The following is a 12,821-nucleotide window of genomic DNA, read 5'->3' on the forward strand; positions in this document are numbered from 1 at the left end:
AGCCGCCTTAGGCCGCCACGTCCGCCGGCTGGGCGACGGGGTCGCGGGCGGGACGGTAGCGGTCGAGCCAGTGGGCGTAGGGCGCCGGCAAGGTGGTCCAGGCGGCCTTGTCGATCCCCAGCTCCCGGGCGGCGCGATAGGGCCAGTGCGGGTCTTCCAGCAGGGGCCGGCCGAGTGCGACCAGATCGGCCTGGCCCGAGGCGACGATGGCCTCGGCCTGCTGCGGCTCGCTGATGTACCAGCTGGTGGCGGTCGGGATGGCCGCCTCGGTCCGGACGCGGCCGGAGAGGGGCGCCAGGAACCCGGGCCCCCAGGGGATGGCGGCGTCCGGGGCGGTGAAGCCGATGCTGACGTCTGCCAGGTCGAGGCCCTCGGCCTTCAGGCGGCGGACGTACTCCAGCGACTCGTCTAGGTCATCGCCCGCGGCGAACTCGATCAGGCCGAGGCGGGCGGTGAGCGGCAGGTTCGCCGGCCAGACCTCGCGGACGGCCCGCACGGTCTCCAGGGCGAAGCGGATGCGGTTCTCGAAGTCGCCGCCGTACTGGTCGGTGCGCCGGTTCGCATGGCGGGAGAAGAAGCTCTGGGCGAGGTAGCCGTGGGCGAAGTGGAGTTCCAGCCAGCGGAAGCCGGCGTCGCGGGCGCGTGCGGCGGCGGCCACGAAGTCGGCCTGGACCCGGGCGATGTCGGCCAGGATCATCTCCCGCGGGGTGCGCCAGAGGCCTCCGCCCTGGGCCAGGGCGGAGGGCGCCAGGGTCTCCCAAGCGCGCGGATCTTCGAGGGGGATGTGATCGTCGCCTTCCCATGGGCGGTTGGCGTTGGCCTTGCGGCCCGCGTGGGCGATCTGGATCCCCGGCACCGCGCCGCCCGCGGCGATCAGGCCCGCAGCCTTGGCCCACAGCCCGGCCTGCTCGTCGGTCCAGATGCCGGCGTCGGCCGGGGTGATGCGGCCTTCCGGCGAGACGGCGGCGGCCTCGGCCACCACCAGGCCCGCGCCGCCCCGGGCGAGACCGGCCAGGTGGGCGAAGTGCCAGTCGTTGATCCGCCCGTCCTCGGCCGAGTACTGGCACATGGGCGAGACCATGATGCGGTTCCTGAGGGTCACGTCCTTCAGCGTGAAGGGGTCGAAAAGAGCCGGCATCGTGCTTATCTTCCGTCTGTTGTTTGCTTGTTCGAAAATGATCGAACAAGCCGTAGATGGGACGCCAGAGCGAGGACGCAAGGGATGAGCCGTTTCCATCACCCGCCGCCGGAGGCGTTCGAGCTCACGCGCATGCTGCATGCGCTGAGCGATCCCGTGCGCCTGGAGGTGGTGCGGTCGCTGGCGGCGAACGGCGAGCAGACCTGCGCGGCCCTGGACGGGGACCGGCCGAAGTCGACCATGTCCCATCACTTCCGGGTCCTGCGGGACAGCGGCCTGGTGGAGACCCGGGGGGAGCGCACGGCGCACATGAACCGGCTGCGGCGCGAGGAGGTCGAGGCTCGCTTCCCCGGCCTGCTGGACGCGGTGCTCCGTCCGGAAAGCGTCGGCCGCTAAGAGGCGTCGGCTTCGGCGATCCGCGCGAGGAAGGACTGGCGTTGCAGGGCGGCCACGGCCCCGCGGACCACCTCTTCCAGGTCGAGCCCGAGTTCGGCGTCGAGGGCGTCCGCCGCGCGGGCGGTGGCGGCCCAGCAGCGCTGCAGCTCGGGCAGTGCGGCGAGAGCCTGCGGCGTCAGGCGGGCTACCCGTTCGCGGCCGTCGGCTCCGGGCTCCAGGCGCACCCAGCCCTGGGCGACAAGCTGGCCGACCGTCTGGCTGACGGCGGAGTGGCTGATGCCCATGCAACTCGCCAGGTCCTTGATCCGCAGCGCGCCCTCCGCGGCCAGCAGCCGGACCACCGGGGTGAACCGGGGCCGGAAATCGAGCCCGGCCTGCGCGTAGGCGCGCTCCACGTCCCCATCCAGAGCGTCGATCAGGGTGCGCAGCAGCGTGCCCAGGCTTGAGTCGACCCTTGTCATGTCGGGGGATAATATATTAGCGCTGTTATATATCCAACGAGGATCGCGTGATGATCTCCAGTGTATTGCTCGCCGCCGCCATCGCCGCCGGCTGTCCCGAACAGACCCGCGCCCTCAACAGCGCCGCGGACGTGATCGAGCGCACCTATCTCGATGCCCGCGTCGCAGGCCAGATCGCGGCGGACGTCCGGGCGTGGGCGCGGGCCGGACGATACAGCGACGTGTGCCAGGACCGGGACGCCTTCATGGCGCGGTTCAACCGCGATCTCGACGTCTATGACGGCCACTTCCATTTCGAGCGCCCGGGAGTCGAAGACACCGGCGACGACTGGCTCACCGCCTGGCGGGCCGAGAGCCGCAAGGTGAACGCCGGCGTGCGCGAGGTGCGCGTCCTGGAAGGGAACGTCGGCTACCTGCGGCTGACCAGCTTCTATCCGTGGGATCTGGCTGGCCCGAAGCTGAAGGCCGCCTTCGCTCTGCTGGCGGAGACCGACGGCCTGATCCTGGATCTGCGGCAGAACGGCGGGGGCGACGACCAGACCGCCGGCCAGCTCGCCGGGGCCTTCCTGGGGCCGGACGTCACGGCCGTGCAGGACGTGGACATGCGGGGGCGGAAGGAGGCCGATCCGCTGCCCAAGCTGGACCTGCCGCGCTACTCGGCCGACCGGCGCGTGGCGGTTCTGGTCGACCGGCGCTCGGCCTCGGCTTCCGAGTTCGTGGCCTATTCGCTGCAGGCGGCGGGGCGGGCCAAGGTGATCGGCAGCCGCAGCGGCGGCGCGGCGCACCTGCTGGACGACCCGATCCCGGTGGCCGGCGGCTATGCGATCATGGTTCCCAACGCGCGCCCCATCAACCGGACCACCGGCGGCAACTGGGAGGGCCGCGGCGTGCGCCCCGACATGCCGGGTGGCGACGATCCCCTGCATGTGGCGCGGCAATGGCTGGCGCAGCGCTGACGCGGGCCGAGCTGGTCGCCGATCTTCGCCGGCTGGGCGTGGCCGAGGGCGACCTGGTGATGGTCCATGCCTCGCTGAAGGCGGTGGGGCCGGTAGACGGTGGTCCCGCCGAGCTGGCGCTTGCGCTGCGGGAGGCGGTGGGCGCGAGGGGCACGCTGATGGCCTACGCGTCCTGGGATCGCTCGCCCTACGAGGAGACGCTGAACGGGGCGCGGATGTCGCCGGCGCAGAAGGCGTCCTGGCCGGCGTTCGATCCCGCGACGGCCGGGGTCTATCTGGGGTTCGGGGCGCTGAACGCCTACCTGGTCAAGCTGCCCGGCGCGCGCCGCAGCGGGCAGCCCGACGCCTCGATGGTGGCGATTGGGGCGCTGGCCGACCACCTGGTCGCCGAACACCCGATGGCGGCGGCGTTCGGGCCCGGATCGCCCCTGGAACGGCTCGTGAAGTCCGGGGGCAAGGTGCTGATGCTGGGCGCGCCGCCGGACGCGGTGACCGTGCTGCACTATGCCGAGGCCATCGCGCCGATCCCCGGCAAGCGGCGGGTGACCTACGAGATGCCGGTTCGCGATGGCCGGGGCCGCAAGGTGTGGCGGCGCGCGGAGAACTTCGATTCCAACGGCATCCTCGACGCCTATGCGGTGGAGGGGGAGCCGGACGCGGTGGAGCGGATCGCCCGCGACTACCTGGCCCTGGGCCGGCATGCGGCAGGACGGGTCGGAGGCGCCGCTTGCCAGCTGATCGAGGCGGCCGACATCGTGCAGTTCGGCGTGGATTGGCTGGTGAGCCGGCACGGCTCCTCCCCGGAGACTTGACACTGACCGTCGGTCAGTAACTAATGACCATCAGTCATTAGGAGCTGGCCATGGGCAAGCCCGTCCGGCGACGCCTGCGCCCGGAGGCGCGGAAGCTGGAGATCGTCGAGGCGGCGGAACGGCTGCTGCAGGCGCACGGCAAGCGGGTGCGGGTCGAGGACGTGGTCCGCGAGGCCGGCGTCGCGAAGGGCACTTTCTTCCTCTACTTTCCCTCGTGGGACGACCTGCTGGCGACGGTGCGCGAGCGGCTGATCGCTGAGCTGGACGCAGCCTACCCATTGCCCACCGAAGTGGACGGGCCGGTGGACTGGCCGTCCGTCGTGGCCGGCCTGGCGGCGGCGTACATCGACTTCGCCAGCGCCCGTCAGGGCATCGGCCAGGCGCTGTTCCACTCGGATTTCGCGGAGCGGCAGGCGTCGGCGGACAACGCCGTGACGCGCCTGTCCGCCATCATCCGCGCGGGCCAGGAGGCGGAGGCCTTCGGGCCGGTGGATCCCGAACCGACCGCCCTTCTGCTGTTCGCCGGCTTGGACGAGGCGGCGCGCGCGGTGGCCGCCGGCGCCGACCGCGACGCCATGGTGGCAGCATTGCAGACCCTGATCCGGCGCGCCCTCGCGCCGGGCTGGCCGGAGGAGTTCCCATGAGCGAGAGCCAGGTGAACGTGCGTTACATGGTCGGCGACGTGCAGGCGTGCGTCGACTGGTACGTCGGCCGGTTCGGCTTCAGCGTGCAGCTCAACGCGGCGCCGGCCTTCGCGTCGGTGGAACGCGGGCCGCTGCGGCTGCTGCTGAGCGGGCGCGCCAGCTCGGCCGGCCGCCCGATGCCGGACGGACGCCAGCCCGAGGCCGGCGGGTGGAACCGCTTTCAGCTCATCGTCGACGACCTGGGCGCCGAGGTCGAGCGGCTGCGTGCCGAAGGCGTGAGGTTCCGCAACGAGATCGTCGTGGGCCCCGGCGGATCGCAGATCCTGGCCGAGGATCCTGCAGGCAATGTGGTCGAGCTGTTCCAGCCGGCGGGACGCGCCTGACGCCGGTCACCGGCCGCACCGCGGGCTGACGCTGGGTCAGGACTGGCGTCGACTCGCTCCCGGCTCTACCGTGGCGATCCTGTGACGCTCGGAGCGGCGCGTTTCGCCGGTCGCGGGCGGGTGACATCCCTAGCCACGGGAGCTCGGGTGCCGAACATCGCCTTCATCAGCCCGAAGGGGGGCGCGGGCAAGACCACGGCGGCGCTAGCCCTGGCGCTGGGCCTGGCGGACCAGGGCGCCCGCGTGGCGCTGATCGATTCCGATCCGAACAAGCCGCTGGTGCGGTGGGCGTCGCTGCCCGGCCGGCCGCAGGCGATCAGCGTGCACGCCGCGCCGACCGTGCAGGACATCCGCGACGCCGCCCAGGAAGCACGCCGGCGTGAGCCCGACTGGATCATCGTCGACACCGAAGGCTCCGTGCGTGGGGCCATGGTCTTCGCGGCCCTTCGCTTCGACCTCGTGGTGACGCCACTGACCGGATCGCAGATGGACGCCATCGAGGCGATCAAGGCTTCGGAGCTGGTGGCCTCGTTCGGCAAGCGGGCGGGGAACAACCTCCTGCACCGGTGCCTGCTGTCGCGCGTGCCGGCGGCGTTGAAACCCCGCTCCCTGGGCGCGGTGGTGGCGCAGCTGCGCGAGCGCGAGATCGAGATCCTGCCGGCCGCCCTGATCGAGAAGGAAGCCTTCCGCGCCCTATTCGAGGTGGGCGGCGGACTGGACGCCCTGGAAGCGCACGGCGTCGGCGGCGTGGCCGCGGCCCGGCGCAACATCCAGGCCTATGTGGCCGCGGTGCAGGATCTGGTGGCTCCCCCTGAGGCGTTGAGGCGGGCCTGCTAGAGGGCCGGCGGCGAGGCTATCGGCCTTCCCTTCTCGTTTCGCGTGGGGGAGAGGAGATGCGCCGACGTCCGCATCGGCTCGGCGATGCTCAAAGCGAACCGGAGCCCCTCAGAACGCGGCGACCAGCATCGGGCCGACGATGGGGATCGCCATGACGACGGTGAAGCCGAGGGTCATCAGGGACAGGGCGATGTTCATGGGAGGCTCCTTGCTCGCCAGCCAAGGTGGGGGTTCGCGCGCTCCGGCGCACTGACCGATTTTGCAGAACAGTTCTGCCGTTTCGGCAGCAAAGCCTGCGCCGGCGTACGGAGCCGGCCCGTAAGCGCGCGCTTACGAAGGCGCGAATAAGCGCAACGGCAATGGCGGCGCCCGGCGCGCGCCCGAACATCCGGCGGGAAACGAGAAGGACCCGCCATGCCGACGACCGACGCCGCACACGCCGCCACGCCCCCCGCGCCCTCGCGCCGCTGGGACCCCCTGGTGCGGATCACCCACTGGGGCGTCGCCGCCGCCATCGTGGCCAACGGCCTGGCCACGGAGGAGGGCTCGGCGTTCCACATCTGGATCGGCTATGCCGCCGGCGCCCTGTTGCTGCTGCGGCTGCTGTGGGGGTTCATCGGCCCGAAGGAAGCGCGGTTCAGCGCCTTCCCGCCCAGTCCGAAGGCGGCGCTGGGCCACATGCGCGACATCGCCGCCGGCCGGCGCACGTCGCACCGTTCGCACAATCCGCTGGGCGCCCTGATGGTCTATGCCCTGTGGGGGACGCTGGCGGTCGTCGTGCTCTCGGGGATCGCCATGTCGGGGCCGCCCAGCGTCTCGACTCTGCCGTCGGAGCCGGCCTCAATGGTCGCAGAATCATCGCCCGAGGCGGACGAGGACGAGCATGAGGAGGCCGGTGAAGGTGGTGACGGCGGCGAAGGCGGCGAGATGATCGAGGAAGTCCACGAGGCGGCCGCGAACCTGCTGTTCCTGCTGGCGGCGCTGCACCTGGCTGGCGTGGTGTTCGAGACCCGGCGGAGCGGTCCGGAGGTCGTCCGCGCGATGGTGGGCGGGCCGCGTCGGGCGGCCAGGTCGGAATGAGCCGGCGCGGCCGCAGCGGCGGCGGCTCTGCGGTCGGTCTTGTCGCCGCCCTGGCCGCACTGCAGTCGGTCGCGGCGGTGTTCTTCATCGCCGACGCCATCGCCGACCTGGCGACGGAGGGCTTCACGCCGCACCTCGTCATCGAGGCGACCATCGCCGCCGCGCTGGTGGCCGGCGTGGCGGCGGGCGCGTTCCAGGCGCGCGCGATGCTGGCCGAGGCGCGGCGGAAGGAGGCTGCGCTGGCGATCGCCGCGGGCGCGCTCAGCGAGGTGGTGGCGGCCCGTTTCCGAGACTGGAACCTAACGCCCGCCGAGGCGGACGTGGCGGCCTTCGCGCTGAAGGGTTTCGACGTCGCCGAGATCGCGACCTTCCGCAACGCGGCCGCGGGGACCGTGCGCGCGCAGCTGGCGCGGGTCTACGAGAAGGCGGGGGTCAACTCGCGCTCGGGCCTGGCGAGCCTGTTCCTGGAAGATCTGCTCGGCCCGCCGGCGCCGGCGGCTCCGTCCTCGCACGAGGGGCCCCGGGCCTGCTAGGCTGGCGGCCCAGACCTCTCGGAGCCCGAACATGCGCCTTCTGATGAACGTCCTGTGGTTCATCCTGGGCGGGTGGATCTCGGGAACCTTGTGGCTGCTCGCGGGCGTGATCCTGGCGATCACGGTCGTGGGCCTGCCGTGGACGCCGGCCGCGTTCCGGATCGCGGGCTTCAGCTACTGGCCGTTCGGCAAGGTGGTGGTGGAACGCGACCCCGGGGCGGTGAGCCTGCTGCTCAACATCCTGTGGCTGATCCTGGCCGGCTGGTGGCTGGCGCTGCACCACCTGGCGCTGGCCTTGGCCCTGGCGGTGACGATCATCGGCATCCCGTTCGCCTGGCAGCACGTGAAGCTGGCGGTCCTGTCCCTGACCCCGGTGGGCAAGGGGATCGCCGAGGTTTAGGCGTCGGCCAGGGCGCTCGCGTCGCCGCGCAGGCGCACCGCGTCGCGGGCCGGCGGGGCGCCGAAGGCCCGGGCGTATTCGCGGCTGAACTGGGAGGCGCTTTCGTAGCCCACGGCGTAGCCGGCGCGCGAGACGTCCTGATGGGTGATCAGCAGGCGGCGGGCCTGCTGGAGGCGCAGGTTCTTCTGGAACTGCAGCGGGCTCATGGCCGTGGCGGCGCGGAAGTGGCGGTGGAACGAGGCGCAGCTCATGCCGGCCAGGGCGGCCAGGTCGTCGATGCGCAGCGGCCGGTCGTAGTGCTCGCGGATCCAGCCGATGGCGCGGCGGACGCGCGATAGGCGGCTGTCCGCGCGGGCGATCTGGCGCATGACGCCGCCCTGCGGTCCCTGGAGCAGGCGATAGAGGATCTCGCGTTCCAGTAGCGGGGCGAGGACGGGGATGTCGCCCGGCGTATCCAGCAGGCCGAGCAGGCGCCGGCACGGGTCGACCAACTCGGGCGTCAGGGGGCTGACGCCGAAGCCTGCCGACTGGCCCGGCGGTTCGGGTTGCGGCGCGGCGTCGGTGAGCAGGGCCGCCAGCCCCTCCGGCGGCAGGGCGATGGCGATGGACACATAGGGGCGGGCCGGACTGGCTTCCACGACGCGGCCAGAGGCCGGGAACTCCAGCGAGGCGATGAAGTAGCCGGAGGGGTCGTAGCGGAGCACCTGCTCGCCGATCAGGACCTCCTTGGCGCCCTGGAGCACGAGGCAGAGCATCGGCTCGAACACGCCGGGCTGGAGGGCCGTGGGGGCGTCTGCCGTGTGGATGGACAGGCCCGGGACCGCGGTGTCGGTCCGCCGGCCGGCGGCGTGGCGTACGGCGGCGGCGCGCATCTGGCGAAGGAGGTCTTCCACGTCGTCATGATCGGATCGCGGCAGGCCTCACGCAAGGGCGGTCGCTTCGCGACGGCCGCCGGTGAGAGGATCAGGCAAGAGTTCGAGGCGATCGGGCGCGCGCCGGAGCGGGACGAGGCCCACATCCCAGCCGACCGGGGGGACCGTTCCCCCCGACCGCTTTCGAGGGAGATCGTCATGAGCAAGATCTTTGGAGCCCGGTCCACGACGGACGAGGTGCTGGACGGCGTGGACCTGAGCGGCAGGCGCATCCTGGTGACCGGCGTGTCCGCCGGGCTGGGCGTCGAGACCGCCCGGGCTCTGGCCGCGCGCGGGGCGCATGTGGTGGGCGCGGCCCGGGACCTGAAAAAGGCGCAGGCGGCGACCGAGCCGGTGCGCGCCGCGGCGGCGAACGGCGGGACTCTGGAACTGGTGGCGCTGGACCTGGCGTCGCTGGACAGCGTCCGCAGCTGCGCCGACGAGCTGGTGGCGGACGGCCTGGACTTCGACGTGGTGATCGCCAACGCCGGGGTCATGGCGCCGCCGTTCGGCAAGACTTCCGACGGGTTCGAGACGCAGTTCGGGACCAACCACCTGGGCCACTTCGTGCTGGTGAACCGCATCGCCCCGCTGCTGAAGCCCGGCGCGCGTGTCGTCAGCCTGGCCTCCGCGGGCCACCGGTTTTCGGACGTGGACTTGGAGGATCCCAACTTCGACCGCGGGGGCTATGAGCCGTTCGTCGCCTATGGCCGGTCGAAGACCGCCAATGTGCTGTTTGCGGTGGAGTTCGACCGGCGGCACAGGGACGCCGGCGTGCGGGCTACGGCGGTGCATCCGGGCGGCATCCAGACCGAACTCAGCCGGCATATGACCGAGGAGATGCTGCAGGGACTTCTGGACTCTGTCGCCCGTTCCACCCCGGCAGGGGGCACGGGCCAGTTCGAGTGGAAATCCATTCCCCAGGGCGCCGCCACGTCGGTCTGGGCCGGCATCGTCGCCCCGGCCGATGCGGTCGGCGGGCGCTACTGCGAGGACTGTCGTGTGGCCGAGGTCGTCGACGGCGAGGGGCTGCGCGGCGGCGTCCGCTCCTACGCCCTCGATCCCGAGCGCGCCACGGCGCTCTGGGCCAGGAGCGAGGAGATGGTCGGCGAGCGCTTTTGACGCTCGCCAGCCAGGGCGGCGGCTATCTCAAGCCGTGGATCTGGGCCGACTCCTCGGCGAGGCTCTTGATCTCGCGGATCGCCTCCTCGGCGGCCACGAGGTCGTCCTCGTCGAGCTTCTCGGCGCTGACGCTCAGCCAGGTGCGGTCTTCCTTCGCCACGATCTCGAACGTGTCGGGGAAGGCGCCGCGCGCCTGGGCGTCGTATTCGATCCGGAGCAGGCGCTCGGGCTGGAAGGCGGCGATGGCGCCCACCGCCTGGGTGGACCCGTCGGGCGCCTTCCAGGTGACGGGCTCGCCTTCCCGCCAGGAGGTGCGGATCGAGACGCCGTCCAGGTAGACGGCCGCCCATTCCCGGATGAGTTCGGGATTTGTGAGAACCCGCCAGACCTCAGTCGGCGGAGCGTCGATCTCGAGGGATCGTTTCAGGGCAGGCATGTGTGACATGGCTTGGACACTGGGGAGAACCTTCCAGAAGACGGCGATGTTCCCGCATCCCGGCGTGTGCTCGCCTGGACACGCGCGTTGAGCCATCCCGGCTGGGCGCCACAAGAAATTCCCGTCCCGGCGCGCCCTAACTCAACCCCTAGCGATGTTGGGGTCGAACAAGGCCGGATTGCGGCAAAGGTTTCAGGTGCGACAGAATGTGCAGGTGGCCAAGGCGGCCGCGGCGAGCGCCATCGCCGAGGCCAGAACCCTGATGGCTGGCGGGGAGAAGAGCCGGCCGCTGGCGTCGCTGAAATAGCCCTTACGACCAGGGGCCCAGGCGGCGCGCCGGGGTGACCGGGACCGCCGTGGCGCGCCGCTCGGGAACGGCGGCCCGAGCCTGGCCGGCCATGCTCATCAGCGCTTCGACCCGGTTGTGCGTGGCCGGGTGGGTGGAGAACAGGCTGTCGCCTTTGCCGCGCGCCAGCGGGTTGATGATGAACATGTGCGCCGTGGCCGGATTGCGCTCGGCGTCCGGGTTGAAGTAGCCGCCCTTGGCGTAGGCCTCGATCTTCTGCAGGGCCGAGGCCAGGGCCTGCGGATCGCCGGAGATTTCGGCGCCCGTGCGGTCGGCCTCGTATTCGCGGCCGCGGCTGATGGCCATCTGGACCAGGCCCGCGGCGATGGGGCCGAGGACGGCGATGACGATGGCGCCGATCAGGCCGGTGGGGCGGCCCTCCTCGTCGCGGCCGCCGAAGAAGAAGGCGAAGTTGGCCAGGGCTCCGATTGCGCCAGCGATGGTGGCCGTGACCGTCATGGTCAGGGTGTCGCGGTGCTTCACGTGCGCCAGCTCGTGGGCCATGACGCCGCGGATCTCGCGGCGGTCCAGCATCGTGAGCAGGCCGCGGGTGGCGGCGACCGCCGCATGGTGCGGGTCGCGGCCGGTGGCGAAGGCGTTCGGCTGATCCTGGTCGATCACGTAGATCTTGGGGACCGGCATGTTCGCCCGCTGCGCCAGCGCCTGCACGTCGGCCACATAGTTGCGGATCAGCGGCTCGGGATGCGAGGCGTCGACCGGCGTGGCCCGGTACATGGCCAGCACGATCTTGTCCGCGTTCCAGTAGCTGACGAGGTTCATCGCGCCGGCGAACAAGAGGGCGATCAGCATGCCCGTCGCGCCGCCGATCATGTAGCCCGCGCCGACGAACAGCGCGGTCAGGACGGCGAGCAGCGTGAAGGTGCGAAGGTGGTTGCGCATGGTCTCCATATGACGTTCGGCGGACCTTCAAAGGCCCTGACGGCTATATGGGGATTTCGTACGCGTATGGAAGATCAGCTCGCGACGGCGAGGCGCGGGACGGGCGTGTTGGACTCTCGCAGCAGCGCTTCCATGGCGTCGGCGGGCATGGGGCGGGCAAAGAAGTAGCCCTGCATCCGTTCGCAGCCGGCCGAGCGCAGGAAGAGGGCCTGGCTCTCGTTCTCGACGCCCTCGGCGACGATCCGCACGCCCAGCGAGCGCGCGGCGTGCAGCAGGGAGGCCACCAGCTTCGACACCCGGCTGTCGCGGCCGACGTCGTCGATCAGCGACCTGTCAAGCTTCACCGTCTGGATCGGCAGGTGCATCAGGGCGCGCAGATTGGAATAGCCGGTGCCGAAATCGTCGAGGGCGACGTTGACCCCCTTGGCCGCCAGCCGCTCGATGTGGCGGCGCGACAGGGCCAGATCCTGCAACAGGAAAGTCTCGGTGATCTCGACGGTCAGGGCGGTGGCGGGCAGGGCGGTGCGCGAGAGCCGGCCGATCAGCTTGCGCGAGAAGGCGGGGTCCAGGAGGTCGCGGGGCGAGACGTTGCACGCCACGGACTCGATCAGGCCCTCGGCGACCCAGGGCGCGGTCCGGGCGCAGGCGGCCTCGAAGACCGCCTCGTCGATGGCGCGGATCAGGCCCAGCTCCTCGGCCATGGGCACGAAGGCGCCGGGAGCCAGCAGGCCCTTCTCGGGGTGGCGCCAGCGCGCGAGCACTTCGACCCCCACCATGCGGCCGGTCATGGAATCGATGATCGGCTGGAACCAGGGCTCGATCTCGCCGGCCGGAATGGCGCGGCGCAGCTCGTCTTCCAGCGTGCGGCGGCGCTCGCTCTCCTCGCGGAGCGCGGCGTCGAAGCGCGACCAGCGACGGCCGCCGTCGGACTTGGCGCGATACAGCGACATGTCAGCGAAGCGCTGCAGGTCGGCGGCGTCCTGGGCGTCGTGCGGGAACACCGCCACGCCGACCGAGCCGCCGGGCGCCACCGCGCGGCCGTAGATGAGCTGCTGCTGGCCCAGGGCGGTGAGCAGGCGCTCGGCGCGGCCCGCCACGTCGACGTCGCTGGTGACGAGGGCGAATTCGTCGCCGCCCAGGCGGGCGATCAGGTCGTCGGGCCCGGCGTCCTCGCGCAGGCGGCGGCCCAGCTCGGCGAGCAGCAGGTCGCCGGCGTGGTGGCCCAGGCTGTCGTTCAGGTGCTTGAAGCGGTCGAGGTCGATGACGAACAGGCCCACCTGGGCGCCGCTTTCGCGCGCCGCCTCGAGGCGCTCGCACAGGCCGGAGGTGAAGGCGCCGCGGTTGACCAGGCCGGTCAGGGAATCGGTCTGCGCGAGCCGAAGGGTCATCTCCCGTTCGGCTTCCAGCTCGGCCACGCGGGCGGCGAGTTCGGAAAGGCGGTTCGACAGTTGCGGCACGGTCGGTCT

The 12,821-nt window shown here is 71.5% G+C and carries 16 protein-coding genes; 10 read left to right on the forward strand and 6 right to left on the reverse strand.

The genetic code is table 11. From position 1 onward, the window contains the following. Nucleotides 1–7: 7 nt before the first annotated feature. A complete protein-coding gene (locus tag A2790_RS06175) occupies nucleotides 8–1,138 on the reverse strand; it encodes an NADH:flavin oxidoreductase/NADH oxidase (RefSeq protein WP_293388813.1) in 1,131 nt (376 codons plus the stop codon). A gap of 84 nt (nucleotides 1,139–1,222) precedes the next feature. On the opposite strand from A2790_RS06175, the gene A2790_RS06180 reads away from it, so the two are divergent. Beyond that, nucleotides 1,223–1,534, forward strand: coding sequence for a helix-turn-helix domain-containing protein (locus tag A2790_RS06180; RefSeq protein ID WP_293388814.1), 312 nt, complete (start codon nucleotides 1,223–1,225; stop codon nucleotides 1,532–1,534). Here the strand turns inward: A2790_RS06180 and A2790_RS06185 are convergent. Continuing rightward, on the reverse strand, nucleotides 1,531–1,995 hold the full coding sequence (locus A2790_RS06185; RefSeq protein ID WP_293388816.1) for a MarR family transcriptional regulator: 465 nt from the start codon (nucleotides 1,993–1,995) through the stop codon (nucleotides 1,531–1,533). The genes A2790_RS06180 and A2790_RS06185 overlap by 4 nt on opposite strands. 50 nt (nucleotides 1,996–2,045) lie before the next feature. Between A2790_RS06185 and A2790_RS06190 the strand changes: the two genes are divergently transcribed. From A2790_RS06190 to A2790_RS06225, 8 genes are all read left to right on the forward strand, one after another. Next, the gene (locus A2790_RS06190; protein WP_293388819.1) at nucleotides 2,046–2,951 is read left to right on the forward strand and encodes a S41 family peptidase; all 906 of its coding nucleotides are present in this window, start codon (nucleotides 2,046–2,048) and stop codon (nucleotides 2,949–2,951) included. Then, nucleotides 2,933–3,763: an aminoglycoside 3-N-acetyltransferase gene (gene aac(3), locus A2790_RS06195; protein WP_293388822.1), complete on the forward strand. Its 831-nt coding sequence runs from the start codon at nucleotides 2,933–2,935 to the stop codon at nucleotides 3,761–3,763. The genes A2790_RS06190 and aac(3) overlap by 19 nt, the downstream gene beginning before the upstream one ends. A gap of 50 nt (nucleotides 3,764–3,813) precedes the next feature. After that, nucleotides 3,814–4,407 carry a TetR/AcrR family transcriptional regulator gene (locus A2790_RS06200; protein ID WP_293388825.1) on the forward strand — a complete coding sequence of 198 codons (594 nt, stop codon included), beginning with the start codon at nucleotides 3,814–3,816 and terminating at the stop codon, nucleotides 4,405–4,407. Beyond that, nucleotides 4,404–4,790: a VOC family protein gene (locus tag A2790_RS06205; RefSeq protein WP_293388828.1), complete on the forward strand. Its 387-nt coding sequence runs from the start codon at nucleotides 4,404–4,406 to the stop codon at nucleotides 4,788–4,790. The genes A2790_RS06200 and A2790_RS06205 overlap by 4 nt, the downstream gene beginning before the upstream one ends. 147 nt (nucleotides 4,791–4,937) lie before the next feature. Beyond that, nucleotides 4,938–5,627 (forward strand): ParA family protein, encoded by a 690-nt coding sequence (locus tag A2790_RS06210; RefSeq protein ID WP_293388831.1) that lies wholly within the window; start codon nucleotides 4,938–4,940, stop codon nucleotides 5,625–5,627. 414 nt (nucleotides 5,628–6,041) lie between these two features. Continuing rightward, nucleotides 6,042–6,707 carry a cytochrome b/b6 domain-containing protein gene (locus A2790_RS06215; RefSeq protein ID WP_293388834.1) on the forward strand — a complete coding sequence of 222 codons (666 nt, stop codon included), beginning with the start codon at nucleotides 6,042–6,044 and terminating at the stop codon, nucleotides 6,705–6,707. Continuing rightward, a complete protein-coding gene (locus A2790_RS06220; RefSeq protein WP_293388837.1) occupies nucleotides 6,704–7,240 on the forward strand; it encodes a LuxR C-terminal-related transcriptional regulator in 537 nt (178 codons plus the stop codon). The genes A2790_RS06215 and A2790_RS06220 overlap by 4 nt, the downstream gene beginning before the upstream one ends. A 31-nt stretch (nucleotides 7,241–7,271) precedes the next feature. Next, nucleotides 7,272–7,640 (forward strand): YccF domain-containing protein, encoded by a 369-nt coding sequence (locus A2790_RS06225; RefSeq protein WP_293388840.1) that lies wholly within the window; start codon nucleotides 7,272–7,274, stop codon nucleotides 7,638–7,640. Here the strand turns inward: A2790_RS06225 and A2790_RS06230 are convergent. Then, nucleotides 7,637–8,533 carry an AraC family transcriptional regulator gene (locus A2790_RS06230; protein ID WP_293388843.1) on the reverse strand — a complete coding sequence of 299 codons (897 nt, stop codon included), beginning with the start codon at nucleotides 8,531–8,533 and terminating at the stop codon, nucleotides 7,637–7,639. The two genes, A2790_RS06225 and A2790_RS06230, sit on opposite strands and share 4 nt — an antisense overlap. A gap of 177 nt (nucleotides 8,534–8,710) precedes the next feature. Between A2790_RS06230 and A2790_RS06235 the strand changes: the two genes are divergently transcribed. Then, the gene (locus A2790_RS06235) at nucleotides 8,711–9,673 is read left to right on the forward strand and encodes an SDR family NAD(P)-dependent oxidoreductase (RefSeq protein ID WP_293388846.1); all 963 of its coding nucleotides are present in this window, start codon (nucleotides 8,711–8,713) and stop codon (nucleotides 9,671–9,673) included. A 22-nt stretch (nucleotides 9,674–9,695) separates the two neighbouring features. On the opposite strand, the gene A2790_RS06240 is transcribed toward A2790_RS06235, so the two are convergent. The 3 genes from A2790_RS06240 to A2790_RS06250 form a co-directional block, all read right to left on the reverse strand. Beyond that, nucleotides 9,696–10,109: an SRPBCC domain-containing protein gene (locus A2790_RS06240; protein ID WP_293388849.1), complete on the reverse strand. Its 414-nt coding sequence runs from the start codon at nucleotides 10,107–10,109 to the stop codon at nucleotides 9,696–9,698. 310 nt (nucleotides 10,110–10,419) lie between these two features. After that, complete coding sequence (gene htpX / locus A2790_RS06245; protein ID WP_293388852.1) at nucleotides 10,420–11,355, reverse strand: zinc metalloprotease HtpX; 936 nt, start codon at nucleotides 11,353–11,355, stop codon at nucleotides 10,420–10,422. 74 nt (nucleotides 11,356–11,429) lie between these two features. Next, nucleotides 11,430–12,812 (reverse strand): bifunctional diguanylate cyclase/phosphodiesterase, encoded by a 1,383-nt coding sequence (locus A2790_RS06250; RefSeq protein WP_293388855.1) that lies wholly within the window; start codon nucleotides 12,810–12,812, stop codon nucleotides 11,430–11,432. Between the last annotated feature and the right edge of the window lie 9 nt (nucleotides 12,813–12,821).

It is taken from the genome of Phenylobacterium sp. RIFCSPHIGHO2_01_FULL_69_31, from assembly GCF_001824475.1.
Lineage (GTDB): Bacteria > Pseudomonadota > Alphaproteobacteria > Caulobacterales > Caulobacteraceae > Phenylobacterium.

What these genes read in the sequence shown, in the direction of transcription:
- A2790_RS06185 (WP_293388816.1), bottom strand. Translation starts at nt 1,995, where the DNA reads ATGACAAGGGTCGACTCAAGCCTGGGCACGCTGCTGCGCACCCTGATC.
- A2790_RS06190 (WP_293388819.1), top strand. Translation starts at nt 2,046, where the DNA reads ATGATCTCCAGTGTATTGCTCGCCGCCGCCATCGCCGCCGGCTGTCCC.
- A2790_RS06205 (WP_293388828.1), top strand. Translation starts at nt 4,404, where the DNA reads ATGAGCGAGAGCCAGGTGAACGTGCGTTACATGGTCGGCGACGTGCAG.
- A2790_RS06220 (WP_293388837.1), top strand. Translation starts at nt 6,704, where the DNA reads ATGAGCCGGCGCGGCCGCAGCGGCGGCGGCTCTGCGGTCGGTCTTGTC.
- A2790_RS06180 (WP_293388814.1), top strand. Translation starts at nt 1,223, where the DNA reads ATGAGCCGTTTCCATCACCCGCCGCCGGAGGCGTTCGAGCTCACGCGC.
- A2790_RS06200 (WP_293388825.1), top strand. Translation starts at nt 3,814, where the DNA reads ATGGGCAAGCCCGTCCGGCGACGCCTGCGCCCGGAGGCGCGGAAGCTG.
- A2790_RS06215 (WP_293388834.1), top strand. Translation starts at nt 6,042, where the DNA reads ATGCCGACGACCGACGCCGCACACGCCGCCACGCCCCCCGCGCCCTCG.
- htpX (WP_293388852.1), bottom strand. Translation starts at nt 11,355, where the DNA reads ATGCGCAACCACCTTCGCACCTTCACGCTGCTCGCCGTCCTGACCGCG.
- A2790_RS06225 (WP_293388840.1), top strand. Translation starts at nt 7,272, where the DNA reads ATGCGCCTTCTGATGAACGTCCTGTGGTTCATCCTGGGCGGGTGGATC.
- A2790_RS06240 (WP_293388849.1), bottom strand. Translation starts at nt 10,109, where the DNA reads ATGCCTGCCCTGAAACGATCCCTCGAGATCGACGCTCCGCCGACTGAG.
- A2790_RS06175 (WP_293388813.1), bottom strand. Translation starts at nt 1,138, where the DNA reads ATGCCGGCTCTTTTCGACCCCTTCACGCTGAAGGACGTGACCCTCAGG.
- A2790_RS06235 (WP_293388846.1), top strand. Translation starts at nt 8,711, where the DNA reads ATGAGCAAGATCTTTGGAGCCCGGTCCACGACGGACGAGGTGCTGGAC.